This window comes from Paenibacillus sp. Y568 (genome assembly GCF_059445545.1).
In genome coordinates this window covers 25,813-43,374 of the sequence record NZ_JCAIUM010000022.1, presented here as the reverse complement: position 1 = coordinate 43,374, position 17,562 = coordinate 25,813, and the positions used below count along the sequence as shown (strand labels likewise).

Sequence of the window (17,562 nt, the reverse complement as noted above, 5' to 3'; positions counted from 1 at the left end):
ATATGTAGGAGAATGCAGATGACCATATCAGAAGTAACACAGTATCCAATGGAATTACTATTGCTGGCAGATCCAGAAGAACAATCCATACAAGCTTATATCACAAGAAGTAAATGTTATGTCAAAGAGCTAGATGGAAAGACCGTTGGAACGTATGTCTTATTACCGACTAGACCACATACGGTGGAGATCATGAACATTGCTGTGGAGGAAACGTTACAAGGTAAGGGGTTCGGTCAACAATTATTACAACATGCGATACAAACTTCAAAGGAATTAGGCTACAAAATTGTAGAGATTGGCACGGGAAATTCAAGCATTGCACAGTTGTATCTGTATCAGAAGTATGGGTTTAGAATTGTAGGCATCGATAAAGATTATTTCACACGTCATTATGATGAGCCTATATTTGAGAACGGACTACCTTGTAGGGATATGGTGAGATTGCAACTATATATATGAGTGATTGTATTGGAATTGTTGTGTCGGAAATGTAGTGGTGCTAATGAGGCATAGTATGTTTTTTTAGAAAACTACTTAGCTAGGAGGTGGAACTCTGAAGTATTCAAAACAACGAAATTTACTGCCTAATATCATTGTCGTAGGACTACTGTTAGTTGCAACGATTGCTTGTTTGTCATTAGCAAAGTATCTAAGAGATTATACGAAAAGGGAAATATATTTATATTTGAACTGGGATATTTTTCTCGCATGGGTACCTGTTGGGTGTACGTTGTTGATTACCATCGTCTATATAAATGTGAACAAGAATCGTACATGGAGAAGGATATTATTGCTATTGATAGGGTTGGCATGGTTATTCTTTTATCCCAATTCAGCGTATTTGATAACAGACATGCTACATCCGTTCGTTCACTATAAACCTGCGCCTGGAGAACGGTTTACTCATGACCTTGAATTTTGGTACCACCTAATGATCTTTTTCTCAGCGGCATTAATAGGATTATTCTTAAGTATTTATTCCTTATTTGTGGTTCATGGTCTAGTGAGGAAATCATTCGGCTGGATTACAGGTTGGATGTTCACGGTTATCATTCTAATGCTAAGTAGCTTGGGGATCTATATTGGGAGATTTATTCGTTGGAATAGTTGGGATGTGTTGTTGAATCCTTATAAGCTCTTTCGTGATACATTTCTGATGCTTACAGATCCCGTGCAATTACAACATATCATGCCTTTTACAGGGTTGATATTTGCGGTTACGTTGCTAAGTTACTGTGTTGTATATTGTTTTTCTTATTTGAAAAAGTGACGAAAGCTAACCTATACGACCTAGGGTGTGTGGTGGAATATTAATCATCAGATAATGTGAAGGAGCGATTCTAACATGGGAATTATCGTTGCTATTGGTGGAGGAGAATTAGACCAGCGTGAGACATATGGCATAGATACTGAAATTGTTAAGTTAACAGATAAAGAGAGACCTAAAGCTTTATTTATACCCACTGCCAGTGATGATTCATCTGGGTATTGCGATAGCTTTCAACAAATTTATGGTGATGAGTTGGGTTGTGAAGTAGATTTTCTTTTGTTAATTGACAGTGATATAACGTTGGAAGAGATTTACGAAAAGATTAGTCAAGCGGATCTGATCTATGTGGGTGGTGGAAATACGGGAAGAATGCTCGCAATCTGGCGAGAACATCAGGTAGATCGGATTTTGTTAGAAGCTTACACCAAGGGAACAGTTCTATCTGGGATAAGCGCAGGTTCGATCTGTTGGTTTCAACACGGACATAGTGAGATTTCAGTTCCGGGAAGTCAGGGAGAGTATGACTATATCAAACTTGATGGATTAGGAATTTTAAAAGGGTTTCATTGCCCTCATTTCAATGAGTACGAGCGACCAATTAACTTTCCAGAGATGGTACAAGGGACAGAAGATATGGGCATAGCGATCGAGAATAATTGTGCCATTATTTTTAAGGATAACGAATATATAGTGTTGAAGACAGCAGATAATGCTAACGCATATAAAGTGTTTTATCTAAATAATCAAGTTGTACAAGTAAAGATAATTCAAGATGAGTATTTCAGGGACTTAGCAGAATTATATCTAACAAATAGCGTTTCGGTTCACGAATGTGAATAATGATTGGAATGAGAATACTTTTTTGAAATACATAATATTCATAAGGTCTTGGTTCCTGGTTCAGGTTATGGACGTAATACCAAAGCGTTATCCTCACAATTTATAGTTGATGCAGTAGAATTGTCAGCAGATGCAGCAACGCTAGCAAGGGAATGGGATTCTAGATCCCACGTTATCCAAGAGTCTGTATTAGAGATGAATTTGAATAAGCAATATGATGGGATTTACTGTTACGACCTATTGCATTTATTTCTAAAAGATGATCGGGAGCAACTGATAGATAAGTGTATTCTTCATCTTCGAGAGAATGGGCTTATGTATTTCACTTGTTTCTCAGACGAGGACCCTCACTGTGGAGCGGGTCAGCAACTAGAAAGTAGTACATATGAATATAGCAGGGAAGTACGCACATTTCTTCTCCGAAGAGGATTTGAGAGAGCATTTTCATACATTACATGTTGTGGAGACTGGTTCAGTCGTAGAAAATCTAACAAACCTGAACCAAGAATCGCATCAGTACCTATTGAGGTATATCGTCGTGATGAAGAAATAAGCTGGAACTGATATATATTGGGGAATTGATCGTGTTGGAGCGGTGTAGGAGTTCAGGTCAGGGGTTGGTATGGGTTGGTCTAGGTCTGATTTAGGTCGGGTCTAGGGCTGATTTATGTCTGGTTTAGGGTTGATTTATATGTCTGGTCTAGGACTGAGCTGGGCTGATGGTGAGTTGTATTTAATGTTAACGGGAAAACCTCCCGCTAATTGTTGAGAGAAGCATGCTTTTTGTTTAGCTAACTGGAAATTCTCCCGTTAATGTATCCGATATACCGCCATATGGAGTTATAGTGCCGAATTAGATGGAATGGTTCCTGTTAAGTTGCCCCGAAGTGTTAGATAAGCAAAATTAGCTGGAGAAAATCCAGTTACATATTACGCCGGAGTCGAAGAGCCTTCTTGTAGTCAATGTTTGGTAACTAACACTACGAAAGCAAGGCTCTTTTCTTATGGATTTTACTTTTGAAGTATAAGAATAAAAATAGTCTATCTGTCACAAACCTCTATTATTTTCAGTTATATATTCAGAAAGGAGGGAATCAAGTGAATGAATCGCATGTTTCAGATAAGAACTTCGCTAGGGAGAACTTTACTAGGGAGAACTTTACTAGAGAGAACTTTACTAGGGAGAACTCTGCTATGGAGATCATGTCTGCGATCGATAAGGTACAAGCAGGGGACAAACAGGCATATAGCCTGATTATAAAGAAATTCCAACGCCAGATATTTCTGTATTGTTATTACCTCCTTAAGAGTCAAGAAGAAGCAGAGGATGCTGCTCAGGATATATTTATAAAAGGGTTAGAGCATATCCACCGATTCTCCCATACCGTCTCATTGTCAGCGTGGTTGTATAAAATTGCTCACAATCATTGTTTGGATCTATTGAAGAAAAGAAATAGAATTCATCAAACTTTATTGGAGTATAAGAGCAACAGAGAGCAAGACGGAATAATGTTTATTCCTTATCCGGGACTTTCCGAAGCAACACTTGCTGAGGATTGATGTATCTGTTGAAGTATCTGATTGAAGTATTCAATTGAATTATCCAAGTGGATTGATTTGAATTTTCCACGTTGATTTGATTTTCCATTTGAGTTGAATTCTCCAATATCGATCAAGACTAATATAATTAACGAGCACAGGAAGACCATCGGCTATTTTCCACACCGATGGTCTTTTTGTGTGCGCTACGACCTCGTTTATTACATCGGCAAAATATTGTTGTCCTAACGAAAGTTATTTAACCATGTAAAAGATAATTATTATTTATTGTGAAAATACCTTGTATAACAAGCTTATTTTGCGAACAACAGGCTATTTGACTGAATAAAGTAATTTCAGTAAACGAAAATACATCTTGACAAAAAGTTGGATAGGAATTATTTTTGGATAAGGGAATGAATTTTGCATTAGGGAAACAATTATAGCTGAGGTTAATTTAAAAAGCTTAAAAAACTATAGAGACACTTTTACATACTCGGAATATATAGGAGGAGAGCAGATTGCGAAAAAGAAGGAAGCTAAATATTGGAGTCATGTTGTTACTTGGACTATCACTTGTAATATCGGCGTGTAGTTCAGCTGAGAATAATTCGGAAGAGAGTAACAAGATTAAAGTGGTGACAACCATTGGGCAGATCGCAGATCCTATATCGATCATCGGTGGAGATCGGGTTCATGTGGTGAGTCTCATGGGCCCTGGCGTTGATCCCCATCTATACAATGCTACACAAGGTGATATTAAGAAGCTTGCAGATGGTGATGTTATTTTTTACAGTGGACATCATCTTGAGGGGAAGATGGGAGAGATCTTCGATCATATTAGCAAGACTAGACCCGTTCTAGGGATTACTGAGGATATACCGAAGGATCAGTTACTTACGGATGCAACTGGAGCCATCGACCCTCACATATGGTTTGATATTGACCTTTGGAAGCAAGGATTACAGGCTGCAACGGAAGAATTGAAGAAGTTCTCGCCGGAGGATGCAGCTTATTTTGAGAACAACAAACGGACTTATTTCGAACAATTAGATGCACTCAAAGAAGCCACACAAGAACAACTATCTCAGATTTCAAAAGAAAAGCGAGTGCTAGTAACCGCACATGATGCATTCGGATATTTAGGTAGGTTGTATGACATGAAAGTTGTAGGACTACAGGGGTTGAGTACTGAGGCTGAGATTGGAATATCGAACATCCAGACAACGATTGATCTATTAGTTGAATATCAGATCCCCGCGGTCTTTGTAGAAAGTAGTATCAATAAGAGTTCGATAACAGCTGTAATAGAAGGTGCTTCAAGCGCTGGTCTCAAGGTGCAATTAGGTGGGGAGTTGTTCTCAGATGCTATGGGAGCAAAGGGAACAACAGAAGGAACGTATATTGGAATGTACAAACACAATGTAGAGGTAATCCATCATGCATTAACAGGAAAGGGTGAGTGATTATGGCTGTATTAACTGTAAATGATCTGACCGCTTCCTATCGGAAGAATAAAGTGTTGAATGATGTCACGTTTAATGTGCAACCCGGTTCGTTAACTAGTATTGTAGGACCTAACGGAGCAGGTAAATCTACATTACTTAAAGTAATGCTAGATCTACATCCTAAACTTTCTGGAGATGTATCGTTCTTTGGATCTACACTTAATAAAATGAAAACGAGAGTCGGTTACGTACCTCAACGTGGTTCGGTGGATTGGGATTTCCCGACAGATGCACTTGATGTTGTATTAATGGGATTATACGGACGGGTAGGATGGTTGAAATGGCCGAAACGCGAACATCGTGAGAAGGCGATGGACTCTCTTGAGAAAATGGGGATGGCTGACTATGCTGGACGCCAGATTAGTCAGTTATCCGGGGGACAACAGCAACGTGTATTCTTAGCACGTGCCCTTGTACAAGAGGCTGATCTATACTTCATGGATGAGCCATTGGCTGGCGTGGATGCGGCTACGGAGCAAGCCATTATGACGATTCTTAATGAGTTAAGAATGAAAGGGAAGACGGTGATGGTCGTACACCATGATCTACAAACGGTCGAGGATTACTTCGATCATGTATTGTTGTTAAACCGTACGGTAGTCGCTCATGGCACGACAAAAGATGTCTTTACGAAGGATAATGTCTATCAAACGTATGGAGGAACACTCCGTTGGATGATGGAGGCAACAACATGAATATATTATTGTCCCACAATGCACAATGGGTTATTTTTAGCACGTTAATTCTGGGGATGGCATCGGGGATGATGGGTTGTCTTTCCTATTGGAAACGGCAAAGCCTGATGAGTGATGCTTTATCACATGCTGCTCTTCCTGGCGTTGTGATAGGTTTCGCATTGATTGGCGTGAAGAGCTTACCGATGATGATGGCAGGTGCGGCGATCAGTGCAGTCATTGCAGCTTTTCTTATTCAATGGATTCGTTCATCAACCCGAATTAAGGAAGATACAGCCATGGGGATTATTCTGTCGGTGTTCTTCGGGTTCGGGATTATGCTTCTAACTATGGTGAACCGAATGCCAGGTGGTAATCAAAGTGGGTTAGATAGCTTTATTTTTGGGCAGGCGGCTTCTATGGTTCGTAAAGATGTATACACGATGCTCATGCTTGCAGCACTTGTCATATTAGTCTTATTTATTGGATTCAAAGAGTGGAAGCTATTCTTATTCGACCCTGACTTCGCAAGAGGACTTGGACTTTCAGGTCGGCTTATGAATGGTATTTACTTAACGGTTCTCGTACTTGTTATTATTACAGGTATTCAAGTTGTTGGCGTCATACTGATGTCGGCATTGCTCATTATTCCAGCAGTGAGTGCAAGGTACTGGACACAATCCTTCAAATGGATGGTCATTCTGTCTGCTCTATTTGGGGGTGGTGCGGGAATGATTGGAACGATTATTAGTACAATGGGGCAGGGCTGGCCCACAGGACCGTTTATTATCGTGACCTCTTCGGCGTTATTTGTTATATCCCTCGTATTCGGTGCCCAGAAGGGACTGTTGATCCAAGCGTTGCAGCTTCGCACACAGAGAAAAACGCATGTCTCTTCTTCACAGTCTAACCTCACGCAAGGAGGAGAATAACATGACGTATACTGCATGGATTTTACTTACTGCATCTCTTGTGGGACTTTCTTGTGGATTGATGGGGGTCTTCCTTATTCTTCGACGGATGGCTATGATGGCCGATGCCATTAGTCACTCGGTATTAATTGGTATCGTCAGCGCCTATTTACTTACACGCGAATTGAGCGGCTGGCACATGATGGTCGGCGGAATTATTGCAGGTCTTCTCACAGCGGTGTTAGTACAATGGTTTAATTCCCGAGGGGTACAGCAAGATGCATCGATCGGTGTTGTGTTTACCACCCTATTTGCCCTCGGGGTCATTATGATTGCTACACAGGTTGGGAATGCGCATCTAGACGTGAAACATGCACTAATGGGGGAAATCACCTTTGTTCCTTGGGATTTGATCCAATTGTCTTGGTTGGGTTCCATACCCGAGGCTACCCTTATTCTTATCATCGTATTAATTATTGTTGTGATTGCCATATTGGCCTTCTATAAAGAGTGGAAAATCACCTCATTTGATCCCATGCTTGCAGCCAGTATTGGTATTCCGGTGGCACTTATGCATTATATATTCATGTCATTAGTATCCATTACCACCGTTGCAGCATTTGATGCTGTAGGAGCCATTATGGTTGTAGCTATGCTGATTACACCTGCAGCTGCCGCCTATTTATGGACAGATCGGTTGTCGATGATGCTAGTCCTAAGCGGATCATTCGGAGTGATGTCGGCTATAGGTGGTTATTATATTGCAGTACTTCTAGATACTTCGATCTCAGGTTCCATGGCCTTTGCAACAGGGATTGTATTTATGATTAGTTTCTTGTGTTCACCGAAACATGGGGTGCTTGCTCAGTACTTCAGAACGGTCAAAACATAAAGTAACAGATTAACGAAGGAGTATAAGACAGGGTAAGGAAGGTTAGTCTAGTTTAGGGTCTTTAGAATGTATGGAATGTATAAAGAAGTCGCCCTTTTTAAAATGGTAAGTACTAACTCCATTTTACTAAAGGGCGATTTCTTTCCGATATATTTAACGGTGAAATAATTGTATCTCAAAAGTACAAAATTTAAATGATGTTGTAACTAAATTGCAACGTTTAGCCATCCTGAATCGTCTATAGTTATGAAAGGGTTATTCATGGGAATAAAGGTGTTTGAATTATTTTCCACAGGGTAAGAATGGTTATAAGAAGTTAAATATTGCGTATCCACTCGTAATAAAAGGAGAATTTCCATGAGAAAAAAATCCGCTCTATTCATGATGATTATGATGGTTGTACTTTTAACTTTTATCACATCGGCAAGTGCAGTTGGCTATGAGTCAGTACAGAAGAAGCAGGATACCGTCACGGCTTATATTGCACAACTTGAACATAAAGAAGGTCATCTGGTAATCCAAGCAGATGATATTGAATGGTATGAAGGTGAAGAGGCTAGCAAAGTATTTCTAGAACGGGAACAGGACACCGGTGATCTAGATGGTCCACCAGATGGTTATTACATCATTAATGATAATGAAGAACTGACCACGTATAAAGTATCAGACAATGTCGAAGTTCTCATGCAAATTTATGATCGTGATGGTACTTATGAAGGAATGGACATCATCTGGAATGAGCCCATGTCTCTGGATACATTTGAATCGGAATTTGCGAAGACTGATATGATAGATCTGAAACAATTTCCTTATCATTTAACGATACAAGATGGTGTCGTAGTAAGAATTGTGCAACAATTTGTTCCATAAAATTAATCTCATAATTCTAATATCATAAAGGACTGAACCTGATGATCACTCATCGGTTCAGTCCTTTTGTTGTACGGATTAACTAAATGGACAATCGTATGGATAATTATGGGATATGATATCTAAGCGATCATACAATAACTATAGAACAGTCTGATGATGGGACGTGACGGATCATGTCTAATATGGGGAATATCGAAGTGAATACGGAGTATATCAAGAAAAGGTTCGCACATTTAGAACAACAAGGATTGATTACATTTCCAAATACGGATCGGGTAACCATCATTGTTGAAATGACGGATCCAACATGGGCTGTTCCTAGCTTGCAGCTCTTATTACTACATTGTGATCAACCCATTCGTATTGTTGCTCTCCCCGGAAGTATGGATTTCCCTTCGATTCAACACCATTTTGAGAAGGAAGACTCCATTGAGTTCTGGCCATACAAGGCAGGAATAGATCAAGTGAATCAAGCATTAGCATCCATTGTAACTCCATTTGCAGTACTTATGGAAGATAGGATTATGGTCACACCGAGATGGTTGTCCTGTCTAATTTGGCCATGTCTTGACGAAGAGGATGTTATGATCGTCGCCCCGATGTCACCTACTGAACATTTAGATGGAAAGCTTGATTTATGGTTTGCAGCTCATGCTGATCTAACCGGCTATGCTGAGGATCACCATCCCAGAAATCAAGGGTTATGGCGTCCAGTTCCAATCCTTACGGGATCATGTCTTTTATTTCGGAGTAAGTTACTCGATGAAATAGGAGGACTCGATCCACTCCTTCGCTCACGCGAACTGAAAATAGCGGATTGGTGTCTGAGAGCTCGAATACTTAAATGGCAGTTAGCGCTATGTGAGGATGTCTATGTGCAAGCACTTTGTTCACTTCAACCAACACAGATAGAAGTAATTCCCTCCGATGTTGATATAAGGAGAACATTTTGCTCGAAATGGGGAGTGGAGGGTCGTTCTGACCAGATATGGATATCTGAGATCGATATTCTTCAATGTCCGACTCAACCTTTCATAAAACTTGATCAGGAGACTTCTCTGATAACGGTTATTCTTGTCGTAAATGAATTCTTACCTAGCACTTTAGAGTCTTGGTATCAAATACAGTTGGAACAGACGTATTGTAGAATTCAATGGATTGGCATTCAATTAGGTCCGCAACTGGAATCTCCATGGGTTGAACAAGGAATGGGTGACTGGTTGGATGGCGTGATTAGGGTACGTGAAGTCGACCAATGGCATGACGCTATGGCTGCGGCATTCATGTTAGTTAAAGGAGAAGCCATAGCTTTTATGTTCACATCTCGAACTTATGAATCGGATTATATCACGCGAGTGGTTGACTTCATGTGTCGGGAATCTGCTGATGTCGTGGTTCATACAGGAAATGGTAGTCCTAATCTGGATGCACAGGTTCATATTCCTAAAGAACCATTACCTGTTCCGCTTTCATTAACTGCACATCGTCGTATTCAGGAAGCAGGATCTTATGTGAGGGAAGGATCTTCAGTTGAAGCTTTTTACTATATTCCTCGCTCCTCTCTTCGAGCGGTGTATTGGGGATGAATACGTATCAACTTTCGAAGGAATATTTTCCTTACAAAAGAATGCTGGAACTTTTACCTGACCGAGAGGAGGTACATATCGTTGGGGATGTGAGGATTATCCCGCTTCAACCTCGGTTTATGGTTGCACTTCTTGATAAGTGTCCTAATGATGAAGATTTCGAAATGTGGAGTAAATACAGTGAAATTCTAGCTTCTCAAGCGGGTATCGTAGGAACAATCTCAGAGCGTATATATAGAGCAATGTCTTCGTCGTGAGGGAGTATTTCTATTACATGGTAATAGTCCCCTTACTTATAGAATGGTATTACACCGGCAAAATAACAAAAAGAATAGCGTGCAGTTAGGGGGAGGAGTAGCCCTAATTCGCACGCTATATTAGATTTATTTTGAAAAATAGGAGGTAGTTAAGCTTCCTTTTTTCCTACACTGGCAAGGAGATACCCAGGGAAGAAACTCTGTTCTTCAGCGGATAAGGCCTGATACCATTGAATAATGGATTGTTTCATGATGTCCGATTGAGGTATAAAGTCAAGGAAATCTAGACTGTTCACGAAGCCAATATCTGTCTCATCCAGTAGAGAAATGCCACTAGCTTCAAATTCCTGAGCAAGTGTGTTCACGGGTTCTTCTACACCATACATCCAGCTCCCTTGTTTCTCTGCAAATGCTTTCCCTACTCTGTATGGTAGACATTTTGCATACGGTGTTAAGATCAGAATAATGCCACCTGGTTTAGTGATCCTCGTCATTTCCTTTATGATCGTTACTTTCTCATCAAATGTAAAATGCTCTAAAACACCAGCGTTCCAAGTGAGGTCATATTTATGATCGGATGTTTGTATGTTACGTATATCGGATAATATAAACGTTCCCTGACAACTTTCTGCTCCAAACGCTTCTCGACTATTCGCTAACGCTTTCTCCGAATAATCTACAAGGGTCACTTTAGCGCCCTCAAGGGCGAGCCGCAAAGAAATTTTGCCGGTTCCAGATCCAGCTTCCAATATGTTTAAACTCTGAATGGGATTGACCCATTTGAGGATAGTGTCATAGATTACTTGGCTAAGTGCGTCCCATTGATATGAAACTTTATGTGACCATAATTTGTCCCACACCATTTTTTGTTGATCAATCATATTAGTCCTCCTCATGAATATATCGATGGATCATCTGCTTGAAACCTTCGGAATTTGAATGGATTTCAGATAATTGCTTTAATCCGTAAGCACCATATTGTTGAAATAGTCCCTTTTCATTTAAGGCGAAATCAATATGTTTATCGGGTAGAGACATGCGTTGCGCCATAGTGGCGTGGTATACCCAAGATTTCAGATAGCATTTCGGGCGCCAATGATTTCGGGTTCCCATGTAGTACACATAACCAAGGAGGAGACTGTCATCCTCATATCCTTGTTTACCACGTAAGAACTCGATATCATATCCACCTACAGCTTGTAGAGCGCTCGATTTATGTACTACGGGGTGTACAAAACCGGAATGTAATTCATCTATACTTAAACTCTCCAAGTGAGTGATTAATTCACCATATGTTGAAGGAATGGTGGTGTATTGTCCAAGCGGTTGCAATTCACCATTGATTGTAATAATTCCGGGTGAGAGCATAGGATCATCTGCGTGATCTAAATATTCGATTAAAGGAACATGCCAATTCGGAGAAAACACCATATCAACATGTATTTCGGAAATGTACGGTGTATCGATATAATGCTTCCAAATATACTCGAAACAAGTTTGTCTTGCTTGAGCAATGCCTACATTCTCTCCAGACCCGAGTATGATGGCTGGTAGTTTAAAAGTAGTACACAACTGGTTCAATTGGTCATTGCTCAGCCCCCCTTGATTATAAATAATGACAAGTGGATCATCAGATAAGGCTAGGCTCTCAAAGCACGCCGATACCATAGTCATATCTTCTGAATTTAGAGGTTCACTACGAATAAGAAGAGGCATGGTATGAATGATTCTCATTAGAAACTCCTTTCTCTATCTCTATCTATATGTGATTTCTTTTATTCTACCCACGGTACTAGATTTGGATGTTCATCTAGAATGGAGGCATATTGCTCTTTCCAACCAAATTCCCCGTTAGGATCTAGTACATTGTATCTTAAATATTTATCCAAACGGTATTCTGGCCTCGACCATCCAAGATGCTTTAACCTCAGGTCAGATAAGGAGTGTGCTAAGGCGAAAATATTCTCCGGAAGCCTTCCACAGTGTTGAGCTGTTTCTTTCCATTGGTATACAAAGTCCTTTTTGTAGCGTACAAGGAAAGGGCGATAATTAAAGTGGGCACGCCAATAAAGATCTTCCCGGTAATGCTCAGGATCCCAGAAATCGAACAGACGAAAGCAGAACAGATCTACTTCAGCTTCTCGAAGTAATGAGCGGATTTCTTTCGCGAATCGAGGTTCGAACATTTCGTCAGCATCCAGATTAAGGATCCAATCAGGATTACTTTTGACGACTTCTTCCCACTGTTGCTTCCGTAAATCAATCTCATTCGAGAATTTAGAGACCACGTTCTGAATGATACGTACAGGAATACCTTCAAGGACTTCATAACATAAATCTACAGTCCCATCGCTACTACAATCATCAATAATAACGGCCTCATCAATGTATTTACGATGTTCCTCAAGAACTTGTCTGAGAAAGCGGGTACTCTCATTTTTCACAACCATCGTTAGTGTTATTTTGGGATTCTCATAAATAACTTCCACAAGAGGAGAATCTTGTTGAGCAGCTAATGGCACATCTTCCTCATTATGAAGGATTCCGCATTCTTTCTTGAAAGAAGATACTTTATTCAGATCCGTATCCCGATAGAGATGGAGTGCAGGATAATGAGTGTCCACAAATAGGGGTATACCTAATACGGCAGCACGGATGCAGAAATGGCGATCTTCTCCCCAAAAAGAAATATTGCGTATTGGATCGTAGTTCACACCGAGTTGAATAGCATGCTTACTAATTAAAGTACATGCTCCTAAACCTCCTACTTCATATAATCCGGGGATCTGCAGCTTTGCTATAAATTGTTCGAAACGAATAGTGATTTCTTGGTCAGGTAATCGCTCACCGAGATGTTGTTCCCATTGGTCATATTCATTTCGCATCCATACTTGAGGTTGGAGCATAGCGTGTGGTTGCCACTGTGTCCAGAAGATCTCTGAAATAATATCTTTATTGGCCGCAACCAAATGCTCAATTGTATTTGGATGGAGAATGAGGTCAGAATCGATAAGAAATAAGTAATCATATTCTAATGAGGCAGCGTGTTGGATCATTCTATTTTTGAAATTGGCTACTTTCCAGATTAGATTGGAATTCCAAAGGTGTGTAGTGTCATCTCGAATATATTCATCGAAATGTCCCGATTGTTGAAGGAGTACGTTCTCAGTTTCCTGGGAGAATTGTTGAAGAAGTAAGCTTGATTCTTGATCTATATTGTCATCGATAAAATAGTAGCTTAACTCGATGTGATCTTGTTCCAAATGATGAAGAGAAGAAAGGAACTCTTGTAAGATGATAGGCTTCTGATGAATAGGGCTTCCTATTAAAATATGTTTCTTCTGATTGCTCATAAAGATTCACCAGACGAGACAGTTTCCTCTACTTTAAGGAGAATAGATTCTAAATAAGATTTATTCTGCAGAATGCTCGGGTCGTCACTGCGATATTTACGAGATTCTTCGTTATGTTCGTAAGCAAGTTGATAGTTGCCAACTCGATCGTAGCAGACACACAGCTGTAAGTGAGGAAGCCAAGTGGAGCAAGCAAGGTTCTGAAAGCCCCAATTATCAGTTCCTCGTTCAAGTGTCGTAGCTGTTTTATACCAGAAAATCGCATTTTTAATTTGGTCTTTGTGTAGAAAGTGATATCCTATTCTGCAACAAAATTCAGCACGTGGAGCATCATATTGAAAGGATCTTAAAGCTGATTCTAATGCTTTTTCTCCGTTATTCAGGCCGTGATAGCAATCGGATAGTTTCCCACAAGTTGAAATATTATCCTCAATCCAACCTTCTTTCGTATTCAAGAACTTTTCATAGAAAGTAATGGCTCGTTCATACATTTGATGGTCTAACAATTCGTTCGCAAAATAATAAAGGTCACGTGGAGAGAACTGTTCATTCATTAAGAATCGTTGTTCATAGATACGAAGGTTTCTATCGCTATCATGATGAATACTGCTATGTGTTATTGCAATATCGCTATTCATGATGTTCCCATGTACTTGTAGATACTCATGTACTGCGCCAATCCAGCGGAATTGGTTACTCCGTTTAACGAGTCGATTGCGTCTGACACTGGATGATACATTTCCAAAAGCATCGAACCCTAAATGATAATCCATGGTAACCGAATCAACGGATGGGTCAAGTGTCTCTTTTAGAAATTTCAATTTCTTGGCATCCTCTGATTTCAATACATCATCTGCATCTAACCAGAAAATATAGTCCTTAGTCGCATGACTGAAAGCTTCATTACGAGCAGCTGCGAAATCATCAATCCATTTAAAATCATATAAGTGTTCTGTGTACTGATGTGCAATGCTCTTCGTGAGATCTGTCGAACCCGTGTCCACAATAATGATTTCATCCATAAGATCTGCTACTGAAGATAGGCACCGATCTAATGTTTGTTCTTCATTTTTAACAATTAAGCAAAGACTAATAGTTATCATACAACCCCTCCGTATATTTACATATTTAGACTGTATGTTTTTAATACATTTAATATGATAAAGCAAAAAAAATAGATATTTTTCTGCAACTTATACTCTTTCTCGGAATATGTTGATATCATGCGCAGACTGGACATTGTCCAAATCTACTATGATATTCGAAGAATTAAACAAAGGAGGAGATAGTGACGAATGAGTGATGATCACAAACAAAATAAAGGTGATGAAACGAAGGAATGCAAAGATCTCTTGAGAATAGTGTGCGAACTAAGAGAGGTGGTCCCCCTCGTACTTACGAATCCGACACCACTTCATATAGCCGATCTACAACAAGTATTACGACAACTGATGGAGTTTTTGAAAAAATCAAAATTATGTCGGCCGGTCCGCGTTGAACTTCAATCGATATTGGAATTAACTATTGTTTCAACGGAAGTAACTCCTTTTTCAGTGATAAGTGTGGGAACGAATCTGCAACAATTGTTAGCAGAATTGTTAGCATTTATTCTAGTCTCGGATATAGATCCATGTTGTAAGGATGATTTAGTTATTGAAATTAGGAGCATTCAGGTATCTATTTCCATAGCAATTTTTGGTTCTCAGGGACCACAAGGTCCGGCAGGAGTACCAGGAGTACCAGGAGTACCAGGGGTTCCGGGTGTACCAGGAGTACCAGGAGTACCAGGGGTTCCGGGTGTGCCAGGAGTACCAGGAGTACCAGGAGTTCCGGGGGTCCCAGGACCGATAGGTCCTACTGGTCCACAAGGAGTAGGATTTCAAGGTATTGTGATTTTTGATCCAGCACAGAGTCCTTTTTATCCTGCGGGTCAGGTAGTCACCTTTCAAGGAAGTACTTATATAGCTCTTGTTGCAGGACCAGTGGGAACGCCGGGCAGTTCGCCGGATTATCTGTTGATAGCCGGTGCAGGAGCAACAGGAGCTACGGGTGCAACGGGTGCGACAGGTGCGACGGGTGTAGCAGGAGTTACAGGACCAACGGGTCCAGGAGTGGGTGCTACTGGAGCAACAGGAGCAACAGGAGCAACAGGAGCCACAGGAGCAACAGGAGCAACGGGTGCGACAGGGGCAACAGGGGCAACAGGTGCTACTGGAGCAACAGGACCAACAGGACCAACAGGACCAACGGGAGCTACAGGAGCAGGAGCAACAGGAGCAACAGGAGCAACAGGAGCCACAGGAGCTACAGGAGCGACAGGAGCAACAGGAGCGACGGGTGCTACAGGTGCAGGAGAAACAGGAGCGACAGGAGCAACAGGGGCAACAGGAGCCACAGGAGCAACAGGGCCGACAGGTGCAACAGGTGCAGGAGAAACGGGAGCCACAGGAGCGACAGGAGCAACAGGAGCAACAGGGCCGACAGGTGCTACAGGTGCAGGAGAAACAGGAGCGACAGGAGCAACAGGAGCTACGGGTGCAACAGGGGAAACAGGAGCAACAGGAGCCACGGGAGCAACCGGAGCAACGGGTGCGACAGGTGAAACAGGAGCAACAGGAGCAACAGGTGCCACGGGAGCAACAGGCGAAACAGGAGCAACAGGAGCAACGGGAGCGACGGGAGCGACAGGTGAAACAGGAGCAACAGGAGCAACAGGTGCCACGGGAGCAACAGGCGAAACAGGAGCGATAGGCCTTATAGGATTGACAGGCGCAACAGGAGCAACAGGAGTCACAGGGGCAACAGGAGCCACAGGAGCAACGGGAGCGACAGGAGTCACAGGAGTCACAGGAGTCACAGGAGCAACGGGAGCGACAGGTGAAACAGGAGCAACAGGAGTCACAGGGGCAACAGGAGTAACAGGCGAAACAGGAGCAACAGGAGCAACGGGAGCGACAGGCGAAACAGGAGCAACAGGAGTCACAGGAGTCACAGGTGAAACAGGAGCAACAGGAGCAACAGGAGTCACAGGCGAAACAGGAGCAACGGGAGCAACGGGGGCAACAGGGGCGACGGGAGCGACAGGCGAAACAGGAGCAACGGGAGCAACGGGAGCAACGGGAGCAACAGGGGCGACGGGAGCGACAGGCGAAACAGGACCAACAGGACCAGCAGGAGCGGCAGGCCTTATAGGATTGACAGGAGCAACAGGACCGATAGGTCTTATAGGATTGACAGGAGCAACAGGACCGATAGGTCTTATAGGATTGACAGGAGCAACAGGAACAGCAGGAGCAACGGGAGCAACAGGAACAGCAGGATCTAGCGCTATTATCCCATTTGCTTCGGGGATCCCTGTGTCATTAACAACTATTGCAGGGGGACTTGCGGGTACACCTAGTCTTATTGGGTTTGGTAGCTCGGCACCAAGTCTTAGTGTATTAGGCGCGACAATAGATCTTACTGGAGCTGCGGGCACGCTATTGAACTTTGCATTCTCTGTACCGCGTGCGGGAACGATAACTTCCATTGCTGCTTATTTTAGTATAACTGCTGCAATTGCTTTGGTGGGTTCAACCATAACCATAAATGCACAGCTGTACAGTTCAACGACACCTAATAACAGTTTCTCTCCAATTGCAGGTACTCTTGTAACATTGGCACCTGCTCTTACCGGAGCTATCTCGATTGGGGACATCTCTAACGGTATTGTTACAGGGCTGGCAATACCGGTAACTGCAGAGACCCGATTATTATTAGTATTTTCAACGACAGCTACCGGACTTTCCTTATTAAATACTGTCGCAGGATATGCAAGTGCAGGTATCGCAATAAGTTAAATTACAATCGGTCTAAT

At 41.7% G+C, this 17,562-nt stretch carries 17 protein-coding genes; 13 read left to right on the top strand and 4 right to left on the bottom strand.

From position 1 onward, the window contains the following. Nucleotides 1-12 precede the first annotated feature (12 nt). From AC1D7X_RS22605 to AC1D7X_RS22550, 12 genes are all read left to right on the top strand, one after another. Nucleotides 13-462, top strand: coding sequence for a GNAT family N-acetyltransferase (locus tag AC1D7X_RS22605; RefSeq protein ID WP_495458732.1), 450 nt, complete (start codon nt 13-15; stop codon nt 460-462). 226 nt (nt 463-688) lie between these two features. Next, nucleotides 689-1,273, top strand: coding sequence for a DUF1361 domain-containing protein (locus AC1D7X_RS22600; protein ID WP_495458731.1), 585 nt, complete (start codon nt 689-691; stop codon nt 1,271-1,273). A 75-nt stretch (nt 1,274-1,348) separates the two neighbouring features. Further along, a complete protein-coding gene (locus AC1D7X_RS22595; RefSeq protein ID WP_495458730.1) occupies nt 1,349-2,113 on the top strand; it encodes a Type 1 glutamine amidotransferase-like domain-containing protein in 765 nt (254 codons plus the stop codon). 48 nt (nt 2,114-2,161) lie between these two features. Next, nucleotides 2,162-2,677: a class I SAM-dependent methyltransferase gene (locus AC1D7X_RS22590; RefSeq protein WP_495458729.1), complete on the top strand. Its 516-nt coding sequence runs from the start codon at nt 2,162-2,164 to the stop codon at nt 2,675-2,677. A gap of 534 nt (nt 2,678-3,211) precedes the next feature. Then, nucleotides 3,212-3,673 carry an RNA polymerase sigma factor gene (locus tag AC1D7X_RS22585; protein ID WP_495458697.1) on the top strand — a complete coding sequence of 154 codons (462 nt, stop codon included), beginning with the start codon at nt 3,212-3,214 and terminating at the stop codon, nt 3,671-3,673. Nucleotides 3,674-4,206: 533 nt separating this feature from the next. Further along, nucleotides 4,207-5,118 carry a metal ABC transporter solute-binding protein, Zn/Mn family gene (locus tag AC1D7X_RS22580; RefSeq protein ID WP_495458699.1) on the top strand — a complete coding sequence of 304 codons (912 nt, stop codon included), beginning with the start codon at nt 4,207-4,209 and terminating at the stop codon, nt 5,116-5,118. Nucleotides 5,119-5,120: 2 nt separating this feature from the next. Then, a complete protein-coding gene (locus tag AC1D7X_RS22575) occupies nt 5,121-5,855 on the top strand; it encodes a metal ABC transporter ATP-binding protein (protein WP_495458696.1) in 735 nt (244 codons plus the stop codon). Continuing rightward, nucleotides 5,852-6,766, top strand: coding sequence for a metal ABC transporter permease (locus tag AC1D7X_RS22570; RefSeq protein ID WP_495458695.1), 915 nt, complete (start codon nt 5,852-5,854; stop codon nt 6,764-6,766). Before AC1D7X_RS22575 ends, AC1D7X_RS22570 begins: the two co-directional genes overlap by 4 nt. 1 nt (nt 6,767) lies before the next feature. Beyond that, nucleotides 6,768-7,637, top strand: coding sequence for a metal ABC transporter permease (locus tag AC1D7X_RS22565; protein ID WP_495458694.1), 870 nt, complete (start codon nt 6,768-6,770; stop codon nt 7,635-7,637). 357 nt (nt 7,638-7,994) lie between these two features. After that, nucleotides 7,995-8,507 carry a hypothetical protein gene (locus tag AC1D7X_RS22560; RefSeq protein WP_495458693.1) on the top strand — a complete coding sequence of 171 codons (513 nt, stop codon included), beginning with the start codon at nt 7,995-7,997 and terminating at the stop codon, nt 8,505-8,507. 176 nt (nt 8,508-8,683) lie between these two features. After that, nucleotides 8,684-10,096, top strand: coding sequence for a hypothetical protein (locus AC1D7X_RS22555; protein ID WP_495458692.1), 1,413 nt, complete (start codon nt 8,684-8,686; stop codon nt 10,094-10,096). Next, nucleotides 10,093-10,353, top strand: a complete 261-nt coding sequence (locus tag AC1D7X_RS22550) for a hypothetical protein (RefSeq protein ID WP_495458691.1) — start codon at nt 10,093-10,095, stop codon at nt 10,351-10,353. The genes AC1D7X_RS22555 and AC1D7X_RS22550 overlap by 4 nt, the downstream gene beginning before the upstream one ends. A 149-nt stretch (nt 10,354-10,502) precedes the next feature. Here the strand turns inward: AC1D7X_RS22550 and AC1D7X_RS22545 are convergent, their stop codons facing one another. Genes AC1D7X_RS22545 through AC1D7X_RS22530 form a run of 4 tightly spaced genes read right to left on the bottom strand, consistent with a single transcriptional unit; the run spans nt 10,503 to nt 14,809 of the window. Further along, on the bottom strand, nt 10,503-11,234 hold the full coding sequence (locus tag AC1D7X_RS22545; protein ID WP_495458690.1) for a class I SAM-dependent methyltransferase: 732 nt from the start codon (nt 11,232-11,234) through the stop codon (nt 10,503-10,505). 1 nt (nt 11,235) lies between these two features. Beyond that, nucleotides 11,236-12,087 carry a hypothetical protein gene (locus AC1D7X_RS22540; RefSeq protein WP_495458689.1) on the bottom strand — a complete coding sequence of 284 codons (852 nt, stop codon included), beginning with the start codon at nt 12,085-12,087 and terminating at the stop codon, nt 11,236-11,238. Nucleotides 12,088-12,128: 41 nt separating this feature from the next. After that, the gene (locus tag AC1D7X_RS22535; RefSeq protein ID WP_495458688.1) at nt 12,129-13,706 is read right to left on the bottom strand and encodes a glycosyltransferase; all 1,578 of its coding nucleotides are present in this window, start codon (nt 13,704-13,706) and stop codon (nt 12,129-12,131) included. Further along, complete coding sequence (locus AC1D7X_RS22530) at nt 13,703-14,809, bottom strand: tetratricopeptide repeat-containing glycosyltransferase family 2 protein (RefSeq protein WP_495458687.1); 1,107 nt, start codon at nt 14,807-14,809, stop codon at nt 13,703-13,705. The genes AC1D7X_RS22535 and AC1D7X_RS22530 overlap by 4 nt, the downstream gene beginning before the upstream one ends. Before the next feature lie 192 nt (nt 14,810-15,001). Here AC1D7X_RS22530 and AC1D7X_RS22525 point away from each other — a divergent pair, with 192 nt between their 5' ends. Continuing rightward, nucleotides 15,002-17,545, top strand: a complete 2,544-nt coding sequence (locus tag AC1D7X_RS22525; RefSeq protein ID WP_495476170.1) for an exosporium glycoprotein BclB-related protein — start codon at nt 15,002-15,004, stop codon at nt 17,543-17,545. The last annotated feature ends 17 nt before the right edge of the window (nt 17,546-17,562 follow it).